Here is a 23,002-nt window from a genome sequence, read left to right as displayed (position 1 = left end):
AAATAAATACGCTCCAGTGACTTCGGGTGGTACAAGGACTATAAGATTTAATGGAAAGCCTTACGTTACAACCAATTCAAAAAGTGAGTGGGGAAGTTAACTTACCTGGCTCAAAAAGTGTTTCTAACCGTGCCCTTCTTTTGGCAGCACTTTCAACTGGAACCACTCGTTTAACAAATTTACTCGACAGTGACGACATTCGTCATATGCTGAACGCACTGACTCAGTTAGGCGTTAATTATCAGTTGTCCGCAGATAAGACAGTTTGTGAAGTAACTGGTGTTGGTGGTGCGTTTTCAAGCGATAAAGCCCTAGAACTTTTCTTAGGTAACGCCGGTACGGCTATGCGTCCGCTTGCTGCTGCACTTTGTTTAGGCCGCGGTGAGTATGTATTGACTGGCGAACCCCGCATGAAGGAGCGCCCAATTGGGCACTTAGTGACAGCGTTGCGAGAAGCTGGCGCAGACGTTGAATACTTAGAAAACGAAAACTATCCACCGTTGAAGATCACAGGGACTGGCCTTAAGAGTGGTACAGTTTCAATCGATGGTTCTATTTCTAGTCAATTTTTGACGGCATTTTTGATGGCTGCACCTTTGGCTGAAGGCGAAGTGACCATTAAAATTGATGGCGATTTAGTATCTAAACCTTACATCGACATTACGCTACACATTATGAAACAATTTGGTGTGGATGTGATTAATAACGATTACCAAGAGTTCGTGATTCCTACAGGGCAATCGTACTCAGCGCCAGGTGACTTTTTGGTCGAGGGCGACGCATCATCTGCATCTTACTTCCTTGCTGCTGCTGCAATTAGAGGCGGCGAGATTAAAGTGACGGGTATTGGTAAAAACAGTATCCAAGGTGATATCCAATTCGCTGATGCGCTTGAAAAAATGGGTGCCGAGATCGAATGGGGTGATGACTATGTTATCTCGCGCTGTGGTGAACTTAAAGGCATTGATATGGATTACAATCATATCCCTGACGCAGCAATGACTATCGCGACAACCGCGTTGTTTGCTAAAGGAACAACCGCTATCCGTAATGTCTACAACTGGCGTGTAAAAGAGACTGATCGCCTTGCTGCTATGGCAACAGAACTGCGCAAAGTTGGCGCTGAGGTTGAAGAGGGTGAAGACTATATCATTGTTAACCCTGTTGCTGAACTAACACACGCGGCGATTGATACTTATGATGACCATCGCATGGCGATGTGCTTCTCGCTGGTTGCTTTGAGTGATACCCCGGTAACTATCAATGACCCAGGTTGTACATCAAAGACTTTCCCTGATTACTTTGACAAGCTGAAAATGCTGAGTCAATAGAGTTCAGAAAGTAAAAAGCTTGCCTAAATGGCAAGCTTTTTCGTTATAGCTCAAGCGTAAATTCTTTTGAAAGATGGTGCGCTAAGTATTTAAACATGTTAAATACAGCGGTTGTGTTCTCTGTTGGTAATCCATTGCTGTCTAAAAAGTATTCACCTTTGAAGACGAGTACATCATCTTTTTCTACTACGCTGTTTGCGCGCATGCCTTCAATGTAGTCATCATGTGATTGGATAATTTGGTTTGCGATAAGCAGTAAATCAAATTCTGCTATTACTTTCTTTGTCATGAGTCGATCTCTGATAACTGAATATAACGTTGAGTTTATGGTGTCACACTAGAAATTCAATGATTTCACAACCGATTAAGAGTGTCTTTTCGAATATCTACCGTTTATTTTGTGATTTATGACAAAAATAATTGAATGGGGCTCGCGTTAGATTCGTGGACAAGCTTAGTATGACCGCGTTTATACGTAATGCCTGATGAATAGGCTCTTGCAAGTATTTTTAATGAGTACTTTATAGCTTCTTTATATTGTGACCCTTTTCTCTTCTGAGCCGCTGAATTGTCGAGCAATCAGATCCAATTTTGAAAAAAGCGGTTGATCTTCTAGTAATCTCGCACAATAGTAAAAAAAGAAGCAATGAATTTAGAATATCATGCGTAAAAGCCCACAAGCTAAATTGTTGGTGCTGAAGCATCGTGATTAAGGACGTTAGAGTCAATATGGGTAAATCGCTCGTTATAGTGGAGTCGCCAGCCAAGGCTAAAACTATCAATAAATATCTTGGCAAAGACTTTGTCGTTAAGTCGAGTGTAGGTCACGTACGTGATTTACCAACGGCGGGTCAAAGTACTGGTCAAAAGGCTGCTGCAGTTTCAACCAAGGGTATGAGCCCAGAAGATAAAGCTCGTATCAAGAAAGAAAAAGATCGCAAAGCTCTTATCAAAAAGATGGGTATCAACCCATATAAAGAGTGGGAAGCGAATTATCAAATTCTACCGGGTAAAGAAAAAGTTGTTGCTGAATTGCAAAAACTGGCTGAAAACGCAGACCATGTTTATCTCGCAACCGATTTGGACCGCGAAGGAGAAGCTATCGCATGGCACCTTCGTGAGATCATCGGCGGCGATGAAACGCGATACAAGCGAGTGGTTTTTAACGAAATCACTAAGAATGCTATTCAACAAGCCTTCGAAACTCCGGGTGAGCTAAACATTGACGGCGTAAACGCACAACAAGCACGACGTTTTATGGACCGTGTTGTTGGCTTTATGGTGTCACCTTTGCTTTGGAAAAAAGTAGCACGAGGCCTATCCGCTGGCCGTGTTCAATCAGTCGCTGTAAAACTACTGGTTGAGCGCGAGCGCGAGATCAACGCTTTTATCCCTGAAGAGTTTTGGGATGTGCATGCTGATACCAAAACAGCAGAGAAAACAGATTTCAGACTGCAAGTCGCTCAGAAAGACGGCGTTGCGTTTAAACCTGATAATGAAGCGCAAACACAAGCTGCAGTTAGCGTTTTAGAAAAAGCGCAATACGAAGTCTGTAAACGTGAAGACCGCCCAACTAAGAGTAAGCCGTCTGCACCTTACATCACGTCTACGCTGCAACAAGCGGCGAGCACGCGTCTTGGTTATGGCGTGAAGAAAACCATGATGCTGGCTCAACGCCTGTATGAAGCGGGTTACATCACTTATATGCGTACTGACTCAACGAACTTGAGTTCAGAAGCTGTAGAAGCCGCTCGTGAATACATTGGTTCTGAGTACGGCGCGCAATATCTTCCGCCTAAAGCACTGGTATACGGTAGCAAAGAGGGCGCTCAAGAGGCCCACGAAGCGATTCGTCCTTCAAGTGTAGATGTTAAGTCGGAAGACCTAAACGGCGTAGATGCAGACGCACACAAGCTGTATTCATTGATTTGGAATCAATTCGTTGCGTGTCAAATGACACCCGCTCAATACGATTCAACGACGGTAAGTGTTAAAGCTGACGAGTACACGTTAAAAGCGAAAGGTCGTATTCTTAAATTTGATGGTTGGACTCGTGTTCAGCGTCCAATGGGTAAGAACGAAGATACAATTCTTCCTGCAGTTCAGATTGGCGATAAGCTTGATCTCATTGCGTTAGACCCGAAACAGCACTTCACTAAGCCACCAGCTCGTTTCACTGAAGCGGCACTAGTTAAAGAGCTTGAGAAGCGTGGTATTGGTCGTCCTTCAACATACGCATCAATCATCTCGACGATTCAAGACCGTGGTTATGTAAAAGTTGAACAGCGTCGTTTCTACGCTGAGAAGATGGGCGAAATTGTTACTGACCGACTAGATGGCAGCTTCAATGACCTAATGAACTATGACTTCACTGCTCGTATGGAGCAGAAGTTGGATCAAATCGCTGAAGGTGAAGCAAGCTGGAAAGGCGTGTTAGATAACTTCTTTGAAGACTTTACTGGCGATTTGGAAAAAGCAGATTTAGACGAAGACGCGGGTGGCATGAAGCCAAACCATATCGTGGAAACCGATATTGAGTGTCCGACTTGTGGCCGTAAAATGGGTATTCGAACTGCCTCGACAGGCGTATTCCTAGGTTGTTCTGGTTACGCACTCCCACCAAAAGAGCGTTGTAAGACAACAATCAACCTTGGTGATGAAGAAGGCATTATCAACGTGCTTGAAGAAGACGTTGAAACCGCAGCTCTTCGAGCTAAAAAGCGCTGTCCTATTTGTGAAACGGCAATGGATGCTTATCTAATCGATGATAAGCGTAAGATGCACGTATGTGGTAATAACCCGAACTGTGAAGGTTATGTGGTTGAGCACGGCGAATTTAAAGTGAAAGGCTACGATGGTCCACTTGTTGAGTGTGACAAATGTGGTTCTGACATGGTTCTAAAGAACGGTCGTTTTGGTAAATACATGGACTGTACGAGTGAAGACTGTAAGAACACTCGTAAGATCCTGAAAAATGGCGAAGTAGCGCCACCGAAAGAAGACCCTGTACATTTCCCTGAACTTCCGTGTGAAAATTCAGACGCGTACTTTGTTCTTCGTGATGGTGCCTCTGGCCTATTTATGGCTGCGAGCAACTTCCCTAAATCACGTGAAACGCGTGCACCATTGGTGGAAGAGTTGGTTCGTTTTAAAGATCGTATCTCACCTAAGTTCCAGTACCTAACGTCAGCGCCGGTTGCTGACCCTGATGGTAAGCCGACAGTGATTCGTTTTAGTCGTAAGACAAAAGAGAACTACGTTCGTACCGAAGTAGACGGAAAACCTTCTGGTTGGACTGCTTTGTATATCGACGGAAAGTGGGAAGTTACAGATAAGCGTAAAAAGCCGAAAGAGAAGTAACAGAACACATTGATTGAGAAGCAGCCATTGGGCTGCTTTTTTTTGTCCAAAACATGACTAAGTATGCAACTAATTGATTTTCTATTTCAATTGAAATAATTTATTAAATTCACGATGGAAAATAAATGAGAGCCATTAATTACATCTTATTATGGAAGCTTAACGAGACTGTAACTTAACTAAAATATTGTAACTGAAAGAACAGTGTTTAGTTGTATACCTGATGTGTGACGGGTGTTAATGTAATGTTTCGTTCGGATGGTGTTATGTGAGCTGCTTTAAGTCTTAAGAAAGCAATCGGTTGCCATGACGCAGAATGGCGTATTAAAAATTGAAATCGGCACAAAAGTCGATAACGTATATCAAACCAAGTGCAAAGAATAGTGCACACATAACAACGTTTGGCTTAGGATACTGTCACTGTATGTGAATGGATATTCGTTAAGTTCCGAAATGAATGTTAGTGCTCATCCCCCTGAGGAAGATACCTCTACGAGCACTGACATCGACAAGCTATAAATATATGGAGAATAAAATGGCTGGTGTATTGGGAATGATTCTTGCTGGTGGTGAAGGTTCTCGCTTGAGACCTTTAACTGAGTCTCGCAGCAAACCCTCGGTTCCTTTCGGTGGTAGCTACCGCTTAATTGATTTCGCTTTGAACAACTTTGTTAATGCTGATCTGATGAAGATCTATGTTTTAACACAATTTAAGTCACAATCACTGTTCCATCATATGAAAAAAGGTTGGAATATCAGTGGTATAACAGACCGATTTATTGACCCTATTCCGGCACAAATGCGCAAAGGAAAGCGTTGGTATGAAGGCACAGCAGATGCAATCTACCAAAACATGGGTTTTATGGAATTGGAAGAACCTGATCAAGTCTGTATTTTCGGTTCTGATCATATCTACAAAATGGATATCAAACAGATGCTTGATTTCCACAAAGAAAAGAACGCGGCTTTAACGGTTTCAGCGTTACGTATGCCACTTTCCGAAGCTTCTGAGTTTGGTGTTATTGAAGTTGATGCTGAAGGTCGTATGATTGGTTTTGAAGAGAAACCTGCAAATCCCAAGTCGATCCCGGGAGATCCTGAATCAGCGCTTGTTTCAATGGGCAACTACGTGTTCGAAGCGAAAGAGCTTTTTGCTGAACTAACGGAAGATGCAGATAGAGAAGGGTCGACACACGACTTCGGCAAAGACATTATTCCCAACATGTTCCCACGTGGTGACGTGTTTGTTTATGATTTCAGCACCAACCGTATTACCGGTGAGAAAGAAGAAGTTTACTGGCGCGATGTAGGTACGATTGACGCGTACTGGCAAGCGCACATGGATCTTCTTAAGAAAGATGCGCCATTCTCGCTATACAACCGCAAATGGCCTTTACACACTTATTACCCGCCACTACCACCAGCTACGTTTACTGATTCGGCAAATGGTCGAATTCAGATCATTGATAGCCTTGTGTGTAGCGGTAGTTATGTACGTGGTTCGCGTATTGAAAAGAGTGTATTGGGCTTCCGCAGCAATATCGCATCAGCATGTGATATTAGCGAGAGTATCTTACTCGGTGATGTAAAAGTGGGTGAGGGTTGTATCCTGCGTCGCGTTATCATCGATAAAGATGCAGACATCGCACCGGGTACACAGATTGGTGTAAACTTGAAAGAAGATAAAAAGCATTACCACGTCTCTGACGATGGTGTAGTAGTGATTTCTAAAGGAGCACGAGTTGGTTACTAAGACTCTCTCGGTACTTTTTGTAGCGTCTGAAGTTGAAGGCTTGATTAAAAGTGGTGGCTTGGCTGATGTAGCCAAGGCACTGCCTAAAGCGTTACAAACACTCGAACAGGATGTTCGAGTGACCATCCCCGCTTATCGAAATATACCTAATATTGACTCCGCAGAAGTTATTTTAGCCACTGAACTCGATCATTGGCCTCATACCGCTTATCAGGTTAAGAAGTTGAGCGTTGAAGGCGTTCAAGTGTTTGGTATTGAATGTGCTAAATATTTCGACCGCCCTGAAATGTATGCCGAGAACAATCAAGCTTATGCTGATAATGGAGAACGTTTCTCCTTCTTTAGTGCCGCTTGTTTAGATATGTTACCAAAGCTTGGTTTCCAGCCTGATATCGTTCATGCGAATGATTGGCATACTGGTTTTGTTCCTTTCTTGCTCAAGTCTCGTTACCAACAACACGATTTCTTTGAAAATACACGCAGTGTCATTTCAATTCACAATGCGGTTTTCAAAGGGGTGTTCTCATATGATGAGCTGCAGTGTCTACCTGAAATGCACAGCTACAATGTACCAGAAGCAGCGGTGAGTGATACTCACGTTACTATGCTAAAAGCAGGCGTGTTGTGTGCAGATAAAGTCAACGCGGTAAGCCCAACTTATGCAGAAGAGCTGAAAACGGAATTAGGAAGCCACGGTATGTCGGCTGAGTTTCAACATCGTTCGGCAGACTTGTTTGGTATTCTTAACGGCTGTGATTACGGTGCTTGGAATCCGGAAACAGATGTGTTCCTGCCTCGTAAGTATAAAGCGACGAAACACAGCATGGTTCGTGGCAAATCAGCTTGTAAGCAAAAACTGCAACAAGATGTTGGCCTGCCCCTGAATGATTGCGCTGTTTATGGCATGGTTTGCCGTTTGACGAATCAAAAAGGTGTCCATTACTTACTGCCGATCATCGAACAGTTCTTGAAAAACGACCTTCAGATTGTGATTGTCGGTACTGGTGATCCGGTTTTGGCGAGTCAACTTAAAGAGTTATCAGCACTTCATTCAGACAAGTTCTCTTTTGTCGAAGCGTACAATAACGAATTGGCACACTTGGTTGAAGCGGGTTCTGATTTCTTTTTGATGCCTTCGGAATTTGAACCGTGTGGTTTAAACCAAATCTACAGCATGGCTTACGGTACTTTGCCGATTGTTCGTTCTGTGGGAGGTTTAAAAGACAGCGTGAATGATTACGATGAGGATTCTGAGGTCGCGACTGGGTTTGCTTTTGAAGAGCCAACCCCACAAGCACTATTGGCAGTGTTACATCGATCGTTGTTACTTTATGCGCAAACGCCGTCTGAAATTAAACGGGTTCAGCTTTATGCTATGCAGCAAGATTTTAGTTGGGAAGACGCTGCTAAAGAGTATCTAGCAATGTACCATACTGCATTTTAACGTTAATTTAATCTCTTGATGTAGCTGATGTACACCATTAGCACTAAACAACGGAAGGCGCTCTTTTCACAGAGTGCCTTTTTATTTGTTGGTCTGTCTACATCACGTTTGAGAAGACAGAGCTTGCAAACTCATGTCAGTCAGGTAGAAAAGAGGGAGTAGGTATTCACATGACTAATGGTAGGTTTGACACTATTATCACTTAAAGTTCTTAATTGCGTGATATCCTTAGTCATCGCCTTGTGATGAGGCACAGCTCCATTTTAATAATTAAAGCGATAGGTATGTCTGAGAGTTTATTATTCCATAAAACATTTACTCACCCTACGAGCGACGAGTGGGTTGTGTTTGTGCATGGCGCAGGAGGAAGTTCCTCTATCTGGTTCAAACAGATCAAAGCGTATAAACAGCATTTCAACTTACTTCTCATCGATCTGAGAGGGCACGGTAAATCAGACAATATACTTAAAGGGCTGATTTCGAATCGTTACACCTTCAAATCGGTAACGCTCGATATTCTCAAAGTTTTAGATCACCTAAAAATTCGTTCTGCCCATTTTGTTGGCATGTCTTTAGGTACTATCATAGTACGTAACGTCGCTGAGTTAGCAGCAGGGCGTGTGCGTTCAATGGTATTAGGCGGTGCTGTTACTAAGCTAAACACTCGCTCTCAAGTTTTAATCAAATTAGGTAACTTAAGTAAACACATCATTCCTTACATGTGGTTATACAGTCTTTTTGCGTATGTAGTAATGCCGCAGAAAAGCCAAAAAGAGTCTCGTCACCTTTTTATCCGTGAAGCTAAAAAACTGTGCCAAAAAGAGTTTAAGCGCTGGTTTATCTTAACGGCAGATGTAAACCCTTTGATGAAGTATTTTAAAGATAGGGAATTACCAATACCGACTCTTTATTTGATGGGCGAACGTGATTACATGTTTATTAAGCCTGTAAAAGAAATGGTGGAAGCACATGAGTCGAGCGAGCTAGTAGAAATTCCGAATTGTGGACACGTATGTAATGTGGAAAATCCTGAAGAGTTTAATCAGCGTTCGATTGCGTTTATTCAAAAGCAAATTCAGTGATTATCACGATTCTTTATCAGAACAGACGCTCGAATAGAATTGAAACAAAAACGGGAAGCTAATTTTAGCTTCCCGTTTTTGTTTGGAGGAGGTATCTGACCGAGTTGTTATATAAGGCCGTTGGAGCCACTTTACCTTTCAAAACCTGCTATTCAGGAGAAGCAGCACCGCACTGCCAACAAGAGCCAAATTGGGCTTCATTGACTTCATGACACTGTCTGCAACGCCACTCTTCATAGATTATAGAATCTTGCTGTTTTTGGTATTCATTGACAATAACACGTGCCTTATTGGCTTGTTCTGGTTCATACAGCCAAACATACGGGTCAGTATCTTCTGTAAAAGGGATTTCTCCTTTCAAACCAAACAAACCCTCACCACGGACCTCACACGCAATATTCTCACTTTCTAGCAATCCACATATGATGTGAGCTTCAGTAGGGTTCGATGCGCTAAAGATTTTCATTGAAATAGAACCTTATTTGGCTATGTGTGTTATCTAATCTATATCCATTATTCAGCTACAGGTGTTGAGCGAAACTTACCCATCAACCATTTAGCAATAATTGGGAATATACCTAGTAATGCAAATGACAACAGCACTGAAGGAGACACGATACCCGAAAGTGAATCTATTTCTGCGAGTTGAGTACCAGCATTTAAGAAAACAGCTGTACCTGGCAACATCCCAATTTGACTCGTAATGTAGTAACGACTTACCGACATCGGCGTTAGACCCATCAACAGGTTGATAAGGAAAAATGGGAATACAGGGATCAGGCGTAGAGAAAATAAGTAAAATGCCCCGTCTTTTTCGACACCTTTATTCATGGTCGCCAATTTGTCGCCGAATTTGGTTTGAATCCAGTCACGTAACAAATAGCGGCTACTCAAAAAGGCGATAGTTGCACCGATTGCACTGGCGAATGACACCAATAACAAACTATTCCAAAAACCAAAGAGCGCAGCACCCAATAGGGTCACAACAGCAGCTCCTGGAATCGAGAAAGCGGTAATCATGACGTAAGCTGCGAAATAAATAGCAGCCGCGGCGATAAAATTACTGTCAATGTATTCATTCAAAACGGCTTGCTGAGCCTTGGCATTCTCAAGTGTGAGGTATTGGCCAAAGTTGACGCCTAGTAAGACAATCGTTATTACCAACACAATACCCAATATCATTTTCTTACTCATTGATACTTCCTCTAAATTTTCAATGCATACCGATAGTATAGATAGACAGGTAAAGCTTAGATTAACTTTCAACAGATATAAAAAAAAGCCGCATAAATGCGGCTTAGTTATGTGTAGTTTTAACTGATAATGTTAATTTACGCGACTGATAAGCTCTTCGCGACGCTGCTGCGGTATAACAGACCAATGTGTACCATTAATCGCACCTTCTAGCGCCCAAAGTAACTCGATACTGACAGAGGACGCGTGAGATTCCTTGATGGCGTTAAACGCGTTTACAGAGCCAGATTCATATAAACGTTCTACGGAATCTATCCCAGCCTTTTTCAACATGCGCTCGGTAGCAAGTCGAAGGTTAGGAAGGTCTTTTAATCGAGTTGGTTTAGCAGAAGACTGTTCAGCTTTTTCATCTTTAGCAAAACCCAAAGACGTAGTCGCAAGCTGCAAGATTTTTTCTTGATCCTGCCACAGGCCTTCAGGCAAAGCGAAATATTTAGTAACAACAGGGAAGCCACGTTTTTTGTAAACGTAAGGTTGAAACCCTTGTTGTTCAAATTGTTTTGTTGTGCATTTGTCCGCTCGTATATGCAACTGGTCATTTACAACCAGAGCAAACATCGTGTCATCGGCAAAAAGACCGAAGCCACCAAACATTGAACGTGATTTTATTTTTCCTAGGGACTCAAATAACTTCATTGAGTCCTTTAGTATCGGTTTATCCATGTTATTTATCTCGGTGTATTTGAACTACGCCACCAAATAAGCAGGTCCGAGAGATTAGCAAAATGTTGCAACTAAATTGTCAATAAGCCGTAAATTACTAAATTATTAGTAACCACTGCATTTTGCCATCGGTAACCCCGCTACCATACCAACGAGTGGTTTAGGCCGGAAGCTTTGCGTCTCACTCTTTCGAGTGGTTTGCCCTGTGCGTGACTGATTAAATAGAATAAAGTTTTTGTTGAATGAAGCTCACACTTGTTATTTCAAAATGTGATATTGCTTCAATTAATGATCTTGCTGTTATGATACCAGGTTCATTAATGTTGTTGATAAAAAAAGCGCACCTAAAGGTGCGCTTGATTAGAATAAACTGAATTTATCAATTAATTTAACGTTTTAACTGTACTTCGTTCAACAATTTCAGGGTGCATTTCGAAAACGCGTTTTTCATGATCTTTATCTTTGATGCGTTCTAACAAAATTTCGAATGCATTTTTACCAACACGACGCTTCGGTTGGTGAACCGTGGTCAATGGTGGGGAGAAATATTCAGCGAGTTCGATGTTATCGTAACCAATAACTGATATATCTTCAGGAATGCGAATTCCTTTTTCTTGTAATCGACTCATCAAACCTAGTGCCATGGTGTCGTTGAAACAGAACACTGCCGTTGGGCGATCTTTCATCTCAACAATCTTATCTGCTGCTATAACAGCAGTATCACATTCAAAGTTACCTTCAATGATCAAGCGTTCGTCAGTGGCAATATTAGCTTCGTCAAATGCACGTTTGTATCCTGCGATACGTTCAACACAGGCTGCTTTATCTAAGTGGCCACTTAAACAAGCAATCTTAGAGTGACCGCGTTCAATAAGGTACTTGGTCGCTAGGTAGCCACCTTCTTCAGAGTTATCAATGATCTTGTCGGCTTGAGAGCTCTCAGGACCCCAGTCCATCACTACTTTAGGAATGTCAGCGTGACGGTCTAACATTTCTCTTAGTTCTTCAGTTAGGTCTGAACACATAACCAAGATGCCATCTACACGCTTCTCTGCAAGCATTCGAATGTAATCACGTTGCTTCTCATAAATACCGCCTGTGTTACACAAAATCAAAGTGTAGCCTTGACGGTAGCAGTAGCTCTCTACGCCATCGATAACCTCAGAGAAGAATAGGTTGGTTGACTGAGTTACTAGCATGCCGATAGTGCGTGTTGTATTACATTTCAAACTACGAGCAACAGCACTCGGTGCATAGTTTAGTTCGTCTACGGCTTTGTTTACTTTTTCTTGAGTCGCTTCTGCGACAAAACGTGTTTTGTTGATTACGTGAGAAACGGTTGTTGTTGATACGCCTGCTAAGCGAGCGACATCTTTTATAGTGGCCATGGTTTTATCCTATTAGAAGCTACTTTCCCAAAGTACGGAATAAAGTAGCCGTTAAGCTACTTAACTAAGAGCTTAAATTTGTAGGGCTCTTTGGGTACTAAAGTGCTAAAAAACAAAAAACCGCTATTGAGCGGCTTGTCTTAACACCGAAATGCTTTGAACTTAAATAAGCTTAGCATTTCGTGAATGTTTCATATTTTATCGTTTGCGGTCACAATTTTAGACTGACTAGAAATTACTCGCAATATAATTCACCCAGAAATCCGGGTGAATTGTCACATTCTACTGAATTTATTTACCTAGTCGTTGGGCGAACTTATTCACCAGCTAAATATTGAGTGTCTAAATTGCAAAATGCGAGTAGCAAAGACGAGACCGAAGCGTAGAAACCAAACTGGTCAACGTCATGACATTTCACATTAAACTTTGGCAACCAAGTAAGTAGTTGCTGATCGATAAACTGCTGTTGAATGACGAACGATTTCTCTAATTCTTCTTCAAGCTCAGTTTCATTTGAACGGATGATTAGATTGCCAAGGAAGTCGAGTTCGATAGCAATGTGATCTGCAGGTTCTTTTAAGTCTTGGTTCACGATTAAGTTGTGCTTAGCCATGATGTCTTCCATGTCTTTAGCTGGCTTATCGTTTAATAGACCTGTTTCGCCGATGTACATTGAAGCGTAAGGTAAAGCACCATGTTTGTCTGTCTTCAAGAAAAGGTCGCAGAAGTCAGCAGACAGTTCCAGTTGGGCATCTTCACGTGTTTGTAGACGGTTCAATGCGTCTACAAGCTTATCAATCGAAGGCTTTAGAGCTTCATTCGAACCTAAACCAGAAAGGAAAGAACGAATTTCAACAGAGTGGTAGTGATCGAGTTCTTCTTGAGTGAGCTCTTTGGCGAATAAGCTTGATAACCACCAGTAAATTTCTGCTCTTTGCTCGTTGAATGCTTTCGTATCTTTCATTTCATAGATCCTGATTTAGTCTTGTGATGTTTATATACCCAGCGCCGTTAAGTCATTTGGGTACAAGCACACCAAGGCTGAATAACAAGGTTATTTGCTAAGCGCAAAGTGACTCGTTCGTAGTAATGCCTATATTGAATTGCGATGGACGATAAATAGCAAGGTTTAAGATTGTCTTGTATCAAAAAAAATCCATGTTTCTGGCTTTTATCTTCAGTACCACTAGAATTGTTACTAGTCATGAATAGAATAGTCATTGAAACTATTAAATAAGAAAAGTGGTGTAGATGAGCTATCACGTATTGGTCGTAGAAGATGATGTGGTAACCCGCAGTAAACTGGTTGGATATTTCCAGAACGAAGGTTACACAGTGAGTGAAGCTGAGAGCGGCGCTCAGATGAGAAACGTGTTGGAAGAAAACAACGTTGATCTCATTATGCTGGACATCAACTTACCAGGCGAAGATGGATTGATGCTAACTCGCGAATTACGCAGTCAATCAGACATTGGAATTATTTTAGTTACTGGACGCACGGATAGCATCGACAAAATCGTAGGCCTTGAAATGGGCGCAGACGATTATGTTACTAAACCCTTCGAACTTCGCGAATTATTGGTTCGAGTTAAAAACTTACTTTGGCGTATTGCTGCTGCTCGTAGAACAGCGACGGGAGTGGTGGAACAAGCAGAAGATGAGTCTGTTGTTCGTTTTGGTGAGTGGACGTTTGATATTCCTCGCCGAGCGCTAAGCAAAAATGGTGAGCCGGTTAAACTGACTAAGGCTGAGTATGAGTTGCTAGTCGCACTCTCTTCTTACCCTAACCAAGTATTAAGTCGCGAACGTATTTTGAACATGATTAGCCACCGAGTGGATGCGCCTAATGATCGCACTATCGATGTGTTAATTCGTCGTATGCGCGCAAAAATGGAGTTTGATCCCAAGAACCCACAGATTTTTGTGACGGTTCACGGTGAAGGTTACATGTTCGCTGGTGACTAAACCCTTCGGGCGTTTTAATCAGTAAAAAAAGACAACTAGCGTAAAAAAGCCGAGACATCATTGATGGTTCGGCTTTTTATTTCTTGCCATACTATTGGTTATTGCTAACCATCCGAAAATTAATAGATATCGATTTGAGACTAGGCCGCAGAAACGACGCCATTATCTTCTTCTAAAATAGAAGGCTCAGGGACAACGATAGGCTCTTCAACATTATCATTACTCGTGTCTAGCCAATCGCGCAGGCTTTGCCAAACTAACCCCATGGTTTCGTGCCAATAACGTTCGGTCTGCTCAAGGTATAGCGCTTTAGGCATGTACTTATCCCAAGGCTCTACAATGCCTTCTTGTGCAAGGTAGTTGGTTGGTGCCGCTAATGGTTTCATACCCGCAGCATGGAATTCATTCAAGGCGCGAGTCATATGGCTAGCCGATGTAACTAATACCATCTTTTTATTTTTAACAAACGCGGCGGCTTGGCGGGCTTCTTCCCACGTGTCTTTTGCTGTTTCAAGCAAAATGATGTCAGGTTTTGAAACCCCAAGCGCTAAAGCCACTTTAGCCATCATTCTTGCATTACTCACTTCAGTCCCCGCACCATAGCCAGACAAAATGAGTTTGGCACCAGGATAAAGGCGTAAAATACGAATGCCTTCACTTAAACGCATCAATCCTGTGCGACTAAGCTCAGATGTAGGTGGGATTTGGTCGTCTACGACGTGACCACTGCCGAGAACCATAACGTAATCGATGGTGTCATCGACGGGTAAAAAAGCGGTGTGTTGCCTTTCCATTGGCATTAAAAGTTGACTAGAAACTGGCTGGAAAGCGATGAGGAAAATACCACAGAGGGCTGAAAGGGTAATTAGGCAACCAGTCTTCCTTTTGGTAGTAAACATCACTAGGGCTAAACCCAGAAAAGCGAGAATTAACATTGCTGGCAGTGGCATCAATAATGAAGACACTACTTTTTTCAGCTCAAACATATCCGAATAGTCCGAAAAAACATCACTTGGTAGTAAAAAGAGACATCGCCTCTTTATTCCTGAAATTCCTGTGACAGAATAGCAGGCACGATAGGACATAATAACTCAAGTAGCCGTGACTGAAGACCGTAATTTCGACGATATTGCCCACAAATTTGCAAAAAATATTTACGGCTCTGACAAAGGAGAGATCCGTCAGATCATCGTATGGGAAGATTTAGAACAAGCTTTGAGCAAATTTGATGGTTCCATATCTCCGTTGCATATACTCGATGCTGGCGGTGGGCTTGCACAAATGTCGCAAAAAATTGCGTCGCTTGGGCATAATGTTTCTCTGTGTGACCTCTCTTCTGAAATGCTGAAACTAGCAGAAGAAAGTATCAGCGAAGCAGGTTTGCTAGAGCGGTATCGTTTTATCCACTCTCCCATTCAGAATGTGGCAGAACATCTCGATGGGAAAGTCGATGTTGTGATGTTTCATGCTGTGATGGAGTGGTTAGCGAACCCGAAAGAGGCACTTGATTTATTACTGGAACAAGTAAAGCCGGGTGGTGTTGCTTCGATAATGTTTTACAACCACCACGGATTAGTCCTGAAAAATGTGATTTGTGGCAACATTCCTCATGTATTGAATGGGATGCCACATCGAAAACGGTTTAAGCTGCAACCACAAAAAGGCTTGAAGCCGGAAGAGGTTTATCAATGGATAGAAGACGCTGGTCTAGAAATCTGTGGTAAATCAGGCATTCGCTCTTTCAGTGACTACATAGGTAATATGGAGTACATGGGCGATTACCAATTTGAAGATGTATTGGAACTGGAAAAACAGCTATGCCGCCAAGAGCCATATCTGTCACTAGGCCGTTATATTCACGTTTGGGCTCAAAAACCTGCGCAATAGCAGCGGTGAATGTGGTAAAAGAAGCCACAACATGCGCTATGCAATCGTAAGAAGCCCGCGTCATAAAGAAATAGGCGTAATATCTAACATGTTCGATATTACGAAAAACAGTAACAGGAACCACAATGAGTGAAATGACTCAAACTGCCGAAGAGCAGCCAATTGATGAGTTGGTGGGCTGGGTCAAGCAGCATGATTTTTCATTAAACTTGCCACCAGAGCGCTTAGCATTTTTGATTGCTATCGCAGTATTAAGCAATGAAAGGTTCGATGAAGAGTTGGGCGAGGGTGAATTGCACGATGCATTTACTATTGTCACTCGACTGTTTGAAGATACTGGCGAAGCGTCTGCGTTTCGTGCCAACAACGCCATCAATGAGTTGGTTAAACAGAAGCTGATTAGCCGCTTTACTAGCGAAATCACCGATGGTGCGAGCATTTACCGTTTGTCGCCATTAGCGATGGGTATCTCAGATTATTACTTACGTCACCGTCAGTTCTCTAAATTAAAATTGTCTATCCAGCTTTCTATGGTTGCGGACGAGATGGCTAAAGCTATTGAAGCTGCGCAGAAGGGCGGAACTCCAGGACATTGGAGAAAGAACGTTTACGGCGTGCTCAAGTATTCTGTTGGTGAAATTTTCGATCAGATCGATCTTAACCAACGTGTTATGGATGAGCAGCAGCAAACCGTTAAGCAGCAAATTGCCGACCTTTTAAACAAAGATTGGCGAGAGGCGATTAACAACTGTGAAACTTTGCTTTCAGAAACCTCGTCCACGCTAAAAGAATTGCAAGACACCTTGCAAGCGGCGGGTGATGAGCTGCAAACACAGATCCTCGATATTCAAGAAATTGTTTACGGTGACGATGAACTCGAGTTCGTTGGCGAAACCTTGTTCGGCTTGCAGATGAAGCTTGACCGAATCACTAGTTGGGGTCAGCAAGCGATCGATTTGTGGATCGGCTACGACCGCCACGTTCACAAGTTTATCCGTACCGCGATTGATATGGATAAAAACCGAGCCTTTAGCCAACGCTTGCGTCAGTCGGTTACCGACTACTTCGATGCGCCTTGGTTATTGACCTACGCCGATGCCGATAAGCTAACTGATCTTCGTGATGAAGCGCTTGTGCTTCGTGATGACGAAGTGATGGGACAAGCGCCGATCGACGTAGAGTACGAAGAATTTGAGCAAGTGAATGATCTGCTTTCAGAACGAATTGCAGAGATGTTAAAAGCTCACAAACAGCAAGGCGCGCCAATTGACCTTGGCCTTGTGTTACGCGATTACCTCGCAGCACACCCTCGCACACACCATTTTGATTTAGCCAGAATTGTTGTCGACCAAGCCGTGCGCTTAGGTTACTCAGAGTCTGACTATCAGGCTATTCAGCCAGATTGGCAGGCAATCAACGATTTCGGTGCAAAGGTACAAGCAAATGTCATTAACAAGTACTGATGATTACATGCCAGAGAAACTGGTAAAAGCGATAGCGAACCCACTGTTCCCTGCGCTAGACAGCATGCTGCGTTCAGGCAAGCATGTTTCAACCGAAGACCTAGATAACCACGCGTTGCTGTCTGACTTTGAAGTTGAGCTTCAGCATTTCTACCAACGCTACAACACCGAGCTTGTGAAAGCGCCAGAAGGCTTCTTTTACCTGCGTCCGCGTTCTACGTCTCTGATTGGTCGTAGTGTATTGTCTGAGCTAGACATGTTGGTTGGTAAAGTGTTGTGTTTCTTATACCTAAGCCCAGAACGCCTTACTCATGAAGGTATCTTCACCAACCAAGAGCTGTTTGATGAGTTGATGTCGTTAGCGGATGAGAAAAAACTCATGAAGCTAGCAACCAACCGTGCGTCTGGTTCTGACCTAGACAAAGAAAAGCTGTTTGAAAAAGTGCGTACTTCTCTACGTCGCTTACGTCGTATCGGCATGTTGATTGCGATTGGCGAAACGGGAAAATTCCGTATCAGCGAAGCGGTATTCCGCTTTGGTGCTGACGTTCGTGTTGGCGATGACATGAAAGAAGCGCAATTGCGTCTTATCCGTGACGGTGAAGCTGTGGTGCATACGCAAGAGCCTAACCAAGGCAGCTTGTTGAATGAAGAGCAAGCAGAAGCTGTATCAGAAGTCGATGCAGGCATAGATGAAAACGGTCAACAAGACATTTTTAACGATCAAGCTGACTTTGACCTTGAGTCAAACGACGGCGAACAAACAAAAGTAGAAGGTGAAGCATGATTGAAAGAGGTAAGTATCAATCATTAACCATGGTCAACTGGAACGGCTTCTTCGCACGTACTTTTGATATTGATGGATTGGTTACAACGCTTTCTGGTGGTAACGGTGCAGGTAAGTCGACCACAATGGCGGCATTCATCACAGCACTCATCCCAGACCAAAGCCTTCTGCATTTCCGTAACACAACGGAAGCGGGTAGCTCACAGTCATCTCGTGATAAAGGCCTTTACGGTAAGCTTCAACCTGGCGCATGTTATGCTGCGCTAGATGTTGTGAACTCTCGTAATCAACGCCTGTTGTTTGCAGTAAAACTGCAGCAAGTTGCGGGTCGTGACAAGAAAGTAGACATCAAGCCGTTCGTTATCCAAGGCCTTCCTAGCCATGTGAAACCAACGGATGTATTGATTCAAAACGTTTCCGACAGCCACGCTCGTGTATGTCAATTGAACGATGTGAAAGCAGCAGTTGCACAATACGAAGGCGCTCACTTTAAAGCATTCTCTTCGATTGTTGATTACCACTCACAGATGTTTGAGTACGGTGTCGTCCCGAAGAAACTGCGTAACAGCAGCGACCGTTCTAAGTTCTACCGTCTAATTGAAGCATCACTTTACGGTGGTATATCAAGTGCGATTACGCGTTCTCTGCGTGACTACCTTCTGCCGCAAAATGGTGGTGTGAAGAAAGCATTCCAAGATATGGAATCGGCACTGCGTGAGAACCGCATGACGCTAGAAGCGATCAAGACAACTCAGTCGGATCGTGATTTGTTCAAACACTTGATCACTGAATCTACGAACTACGTGGCTGCGGACTACATGCGCCATGCTAACGATCGTCGTAACAAGTTAGATCAAACCATGAAGTTCCGTGGTGAACTGTTTGGTTCTCGCGAAACCTTACTTGATCAAAACAACCTGTTGAATCGTGTTCAAGAAGAACTCGAACTGCTGGTGGATCAAGAATCAGCGCTAGAGCAAGATTACCAAGCGGCTTCGGATCACCTTCAATTGGTTCAAACTGCACTTCGTCAGCAAGAGAAAATTGCGCGCTACAGCGAAGATCTAGAAGAGCTTAATGAGCGTCTAGAAGAGCAGATGATGGTGGTTGAAGAAGCCCAAGAACGCGTACTTCTTGCTGAAGAGCAGGCAACCATTACTGAAGAAGAAGTGGATAGCCTGAAAACTCAGCTTGCTGATTACCAACAAGCGTTGGATGTTCAGCAGACTCGTGCGCTTCAATACCAGCAAGCGGTTCAAGCATTAGAGAAAACTAAGCAGCTACTGGGTGATGAGTCTATTACCGCAGAAAGCGCATTAACTCTGGTTTCTGAGCTAAAAGCACAAGAAGAATCAAGCACGCAGACGTTACTGTCTACTAAGCACAAGCTCGACATGTCTTCTGCAGCTTCTGCACAGTTCGACAAAGCACTGTCTTTGGTTAAGAGCATTGTCGGTAACGTTGAACGTAAAGAAGCGTCTCATAGCGCTAAGCAAGCTCTAGAAAAAGGTCGTAACGCAAAACACGTTGTTGAGAACGAACAGCAATGGCGTGCTCAGCACCGCGACATGGCTCGCGATGTAGCGCAGCAGCGTCAAGCAAAAGAGCTTGCGACTGAATACCAAAAGCAACACAACATTTCACTGACTGACGAAGCGGTTTTCGACGAAGAACGCGAACGTCATGCAATGCAGATCGAAACGCTTGAGTATGCTCAAGAAGAGTTACGTGAAGCGAAAAGTGAACAACGTCGTGTGCAACAAAACCACGATCAAGAGATTCAAAAGCTTGAGTCTATTGCTCCTGCTTGGATCACGGCAAACGATGCCCTTGAAGCATTGAGAGATCAAACCGAAGCTGAGCTAGAAGATAGCCAAGCGGTAATGACTCAAATGCAGCAAGTACTTGAAGACGAAAAGTCTCAAGCGGTTGCTAAAGATCAACTGGCAACCCGCCGAGCTGAACTTGAGCAAGAGATCGAGCGTCTAGCATCTCCAGGTGGTTCTAACGATCCTCGTCTGAAAGGCCTCGCTGACACTCTTGGTGGCGTACTGCTTTCTGAGATCTACGACGACATCACCATTGGCGATGCACCTTACTTCAGTGCGATGTACGGCCCAGCTCGTCATGCGATTGTGGTTTCTGATTTGGATGGCATTAAAGAGAAGCTGGTGGATCTTGATGATTGTCCAGAAGACCTTTACATCCTTGAAGGCGATGTAGACGCGTTTGATGACAGCTCATTCAATGCCGACGAGCTTGAAGGTGCGGTCTGTGTTCAGTTGAACGATCGTCAAATGCGTTATTCTCGTTTCCCTGAGATTCCATTGTTTGGTCGTGCGGCTCGTGAACAGCGCCTAGAGATATTGCGTGAAGAGCGTGATGTTGTTGTGGAAAACCACGCCAAAGCCGCGTTCGATTCTCAGAAACTGAATCGCCTATACCAAGCATTCAACAGTTTTGTTGCTAAGCACCTGCATGTTGCGTTTAACGCAGACCCAGAACAAGCACTTGCTGCGATTCGTGATAAGCGTAATCAAATTGTTCGTTCTCTGGCTGAGCTTAACTCTAAAGAGCAGCAGCAACGCAGTCAGCTTCTACAAAGCAAGCAGGCACTAGGTGCATTAGACAAACTCGCGCCAATGGTTCGTATTCTTGAAGACGAAACATTAGCTGAGCGCTTAGCTGAATTAGAAGCACAACTTGAGCGTTTAAGCGAAGCTAAGTCTTACTTGAACACTCACGGTAAAGCGCTTACTTCACTAGAGCAAATTGTATCTGCACTTGACGCTGACCCAGAACAATTCGAAACTTTGGAAGCAGAATATCGTCAAGCAGATAACGCGCTACAAAGCCTAAAAGGCAGAGTGTTCGCGCTGTCTGATTTGATTGAGCGTCGTCACTATTTTGCTTACGCAGACTCTGTTGATTTGCTCAACAAGAGCAGCGAACTGAGCGAGCAATTAAAAGCGAAATTGGTGCAAGCTGAACAAGCTCGAGCTAAAGGCCGTGATGGCTTAAAGCAAGCTCGTGAACAGATGAACCAATACAACCAAGTATTGGCAGCACTGAAGAGCTCGCACCAAGCGAAGCAAGAGACTGTTCAAGAGTTCAAGCAAGAGCTTCAAGAGTTCGGTGTTAACGCTGATGAAGGTGCTGAAGAGCGCGCTGTACGTCGTCGTGACGAGCTTCAAGAGCGTCTGCACACTTCTCGTAGCCGCAAGAGCGAATACGAGCGTACTATTACTTCAACTGAACTTGAGATGAAAGCGTTAGCTAAGCGTCTTAAGAAAGTACAGAAAGAGTACACCGAGCTTCGTACCTTCGTGGTTGCAGCAAAAGCAGGTTGGTGTTCAGTCCTACGTTTAGCTCGTGAGAATGACGTTGAACGTCGTCTACATAAGCGCGAACTGGCTTATCTAACGGCTGGCGAACTTCGCTCAATGTCGGATAAATCACTGGGTGCACTGCGTTTAGCAGTGGCTGACAATGACGACTTACGTGATTCGCTGCGTCTATCGGAAGACAACGCACATCCAGAGCGTAAGGTTCTGTTCTACATTGCGGTTTACCAGCACCTTCGTGAGCGTATTCGCCAAGACATCATTCATACGGATGATCCGGTTGAAGCAATCGAAGAGATGGAAGTTGAACTAGCTCGACTAACTGAAGAGCTGACCCAGCGTGAAAACCGCCTAGCGATCAGCTCTGAGTCGGTAGCAAGCATCATTAAGAAGACGATTCAACGTGAGCAGAACCGTATTCGAATGCTGAACCAAGGCTTGTCGAACATTTACTTTGGTCAGGTTAAGGGCGTACGTCTGAACGTTAAGATCCGTGAAAGCCACGAGATCTTGCTATCAGGGTTAGCGACTCAACAAGAACAACATAAAGACTTGTTTGAATCAACGCGCTTTACCTTCTCAGAAGCGATGGCGAAGTTGTTCCAACGTGTGAACCCACATATCGATATGGGTCAACGTTCTCCGCAAGTTTTGGGTGAAGAGCTACTCGATTACCGTAACTACCTAGAGCTAAGTGTTGAAGTTAACCGTGGTTCAGATGGTTGGTTACAAGCGGAATCGGGCGCACTGTCTACCGGTGAAGCGATCGGTACCGGTCAATCTATCCTACTGATGGTTGTTCAGAGCTGGGAAGAAGAGTCTCGTCGACTTCGTAGCAAAGACATTGTTCCATGTCGTTTGTTGTTCCTCGATGAAGCAGCCCGTCTGGATGCGAAATCTATCTCTACTTTGTTCGAGCTGTGTGACCGTTTAGGTATGCAACTTCTGATTGCAGCACCAGAGAACATCAGCCCTGAGAAAGGTACAACGTATAAACTGGTTCGTAAGGTCTTCAAAGATCACGAGCACGTACATGTTGTTGGCTTGCGCGGTTTTGCTCAAAACAGACCGGTATCTCCAGTTCAAGAGCTTATTGAAGAAGCTGAGTAATAAGCTTGATAGCTGAGCAATAACTTTGATAGCTGAGCTATAACCTTGATAGCGCAGCTATAAGCTCGAAAGTGATTCAATGATATTTGTTCAAAGCCCCTGATCAATAGGGGCTTTTTTGTACCTTGAATCTAACATCTACAACAGAACAACTCCCTCTTAATCCTCTCG

General features: G+C 43.6%; 17 protein-coding genes and 1 riboswitch. Of the genes, 10 read left to right on the top strand and 7 right to left on the bottom strand.

Translation table 11 applies throughout. From position 1 onward, the window contains the following. Nucleotides 1-50: 50 nt before the first annotated feature. Nucleotides 51-1,331: a 3-phosphoshikimate 1-carboxyvinyltransferase gene (gene aroA / locus ACFI6G_RS06990; RefSeq protein WP_016787155.1), complete on the top strand. Its 1,281-nt coding sequence runs from the start codon at nt 51-53 to the stop codon at nt 1,329-1,331. A 43-nt stretch (nt 1,332-1,374) separates the two neighbouring features. On the opposite strand, the gene ACFI6G_RS06985 is transcribed toward aroA, so the two are convergent. Then, entirely contained in the window at nt 1,375-1,620 is a 246-nt protein-coding gene (locus ACFI6G_RS06985) for a YciN family protein (RefSeq protein WP_010437770.1), read from the bottom strand. Between the two features lie 440 nt (nt 1,621-2,060). Between ACFI6G_RS06985 and topA the strand changes: the two genes are divergently transcribed. The 4 genes from topA (at nt 2,061) to ACFI6G_RS06965 (ending at nt 8,970) form a co-directional block, all read left to right on the top strand. Further along, the gene (gene topA / locus ACFI6G_RS06980) at nt 2,061-4,691 is read left to right on the top strand and encodes a type I DNA topoisomerase (RefSeq protein WP_010437771.1); all 2,631 of its coding nucleotides are present in this window, start codon (nt 2,061-2,063) and stop codon (nt 4,689-4,691) included. 523 nt (nt 4,692-5,214) lie between these two features. Continuing rightward, complete coding sequence (gene glgC / locus ACFI6G_RS06975) at nt 5,215-6,444, top strand: glucose-1-phosphate adenylyltransferase (RefSeq protein WP_080572727.1); 1,230 nt, start codon at nt 5,215-5,217, stop codon at nt 6,442-6,444. After that, nucleotides 6,434-7,888, top strand: coding sequence for a glycogen synthase GlgA (glgA, locus tag ACFI6G_RS06970; RefSeq protein WP_016783839.1), 1,455 nt, complete (start codon nt 6,434-6,436; stop codon nt 7,886-7,888). The genes glgC and glgA overlap by 11 nt, the downstream gene beginning before the upstream one ends. A 284-nt stretch (nt 7,889-8,172) precedes the next feature. Continuing rightward, complete coding sequence (locus tag ACFI6G_RS06965) at nt 8,173-8,970, top strand: alpha/beta fold hydrolase (RefSeq protein WP_010437777.1); 798 nt, start codon at nt 8,173-8,175, stop codon at nt 8,968-8,970. Between the two features lie 148 nt (nt 8,971-9,118). Here ACFI6G_RS06965 and ACFI6G_RS06960 read toward each other — a convergent pair whose 3' ends face one another. The 5 genes from ACFI6G_RS06960 to torD all read right to left on the bottom strand — a co-directional run bounded on the left by ACFI6G_RS06960 (nt 9,119) and on the right by torD (nt 13,239). After that, nucleotides 9,119-9,436 (bottom strand): putative signal transducing protein, encoded by a 318-nt coding sequence (locus ACFI6G_RS06960; RefSeq protein ID WP_016783840.1) that lies wholly within the window; start codon nt 9,434-9,436, stop codon nt 9,119-9,121. A 47-nt stretch (nt 9,437-9,483) separates the two neighbouring features. Beyond that, nucleotides 9,484-10,164, bottom strand: a complete 681-nt coding sequence (locus ACFI6G_RS06955) for a TVP38/TMEM64 family protein (RefSeq protein ID WP_010437782.1) — start codon at nt 10,162-10,164, stop codon at nt 9,484-9,486. A 132-nt stretch (nt 10,165-10,296) separates the two neighbouring features. After that, nucleotides 10,297-10,887 (bottom strand): TfoX/Sxy family DNA transformation protein, encoded by a 591-nt coding sequence (locus ACFI6G_RS06950; RefSeq protein ID WP_010437783.1) that lies wholly within the window; start codon nt 10,885-10,887, stop codon nt 10,297-10,299. 127 nt (nt 10,888-11,014) lie between these two features. Further along, a riboswitch (cyclic di-GMP riboswitch) is annotated at nt 11,015-11,100 on the bottom strand. Between the two features lie 170 nt (nt 11,101-11,270). Further along, nucleotides 11,271-12,275: an HTH-type transcriptional repressor PurR gene (purR, locus tag ACFI6G_RS06945; protein WP_010437785.1), complete on the bottom strand. Its 1,005-nt coding sequence runs from the start codon at nt 12,273-12,275 to the stop codon at nt 11,271-11,273. Nucleotides 12,276-12,591: 316 nt separating this feature from the next. Continuing rightward, nucleotides 12,592-13,239 (bottom strand): molecular chaperone TorD, encoded by a 648-nt coding sequence (gene torD / locus ACFI6G_RS06940; protein ID WP_010437787.1) that lies wholly within the window; start codon nt 13,237-13,239, stop codon nt 12,592-12,594. 287 nt (nt 13,240-13,526) lie between these two features. Between torD and torR the strand changes: the two genes are divergently transcribed. Further along, nucleotides 13,527-14,240: a two-component system response regulator TorR gene (gene torR, locus ACFI6G_RS06935; RefSeq protein ID WP_010437789.1), complete on the top strand. Its 714-nt coding sequence runs from the start codon at nt 13,527-13,529 to the stop codon at nt 14,238-14,240. 140 nt (nt 14,241-14,380) lie between these two features. On the opposite strand, the gene elyC is transcribed toward torR, so the two are convergent. Next, a complete protein-coding gene (gene elyC / locus ACFI6G_RS06930) occupies nt 14,381-15,226 on the bottom strand; it encodes an envelope biogenesis factor ElyC (RefSeq protein ID WP_010437790.1) in 846 nt (281 codons plus the stop codon). A gap of 115 nt (nt 15,227-15,341) precedes the next feature. Here elyC and cmoM point away from each other — a divergent pair, with 115 nt between their 5' ends. The 4 genes from cmoM to mukB all read left to right on the top strand — a co-directional run bounded on the left by cmoM (nt 15,342) and on the right by mukB (nt 22,831). Then, a complete protein-coding gene (gene cmoM, locus ACFI6G_RS06925; protein ID WP_462710195.1) occupies nt 15,342-16,127 on the top strand; it encodes a tRNA uridine 5-oxyacetic acid(34) methyltransferase CmoM in 786 nt (261 codons plus the stop codon). 125 nt (nt 16,128-16,252) lie between these two features. Then, nucleotides 16,253-17,590 (top strand): chromosome partition protein MukF, encoded by a 1,338-nt coding sequence (gene mukF / locus ACFI6G_RS06920; protein ID WP_248389898.1) that lies wholly within the window; start codon nt 16,253-16,255, stop codon nt 17,588-17,590. Then, the gene (gene mukE / locus ACFI6G_RS06915) at nt 17,571-18,377 is read left to right on the top strand and encodes a chromosome partition protein MukE (protein ID WP_462710194.1); all 807 of its coding nucleotides are present in this window, start codon (nt 17,571-17,573) and stop codon (nt 18,375-18,377) included. Before mukF ends, mukE begins: the two co-directional genes overlap by 20 nt. Continuing rightward, complete coding sequence (gene mukB, locus ACFI6G_RS06910; RefSeq protein ID WP_462710193.1) at nt 18,374-22,831, top strand: chromosome partition protein MukB; 4,458 nt, start codon at nt 18,374-18,376, stop codon at nt 22,829-22,831. The genes mukE and mukB overlap by 4 nt, the downstream gene beginning before the upstream one ends. Nucleotides 22,832-23,002: the final 171 nt, after the last annotated feature.

This window comes from Vibrio sp. PSi01, from assembly GCF_054960695.1.
This window is presented reverse-complemented; position numbering and strand designations above follow the sequence as displayed.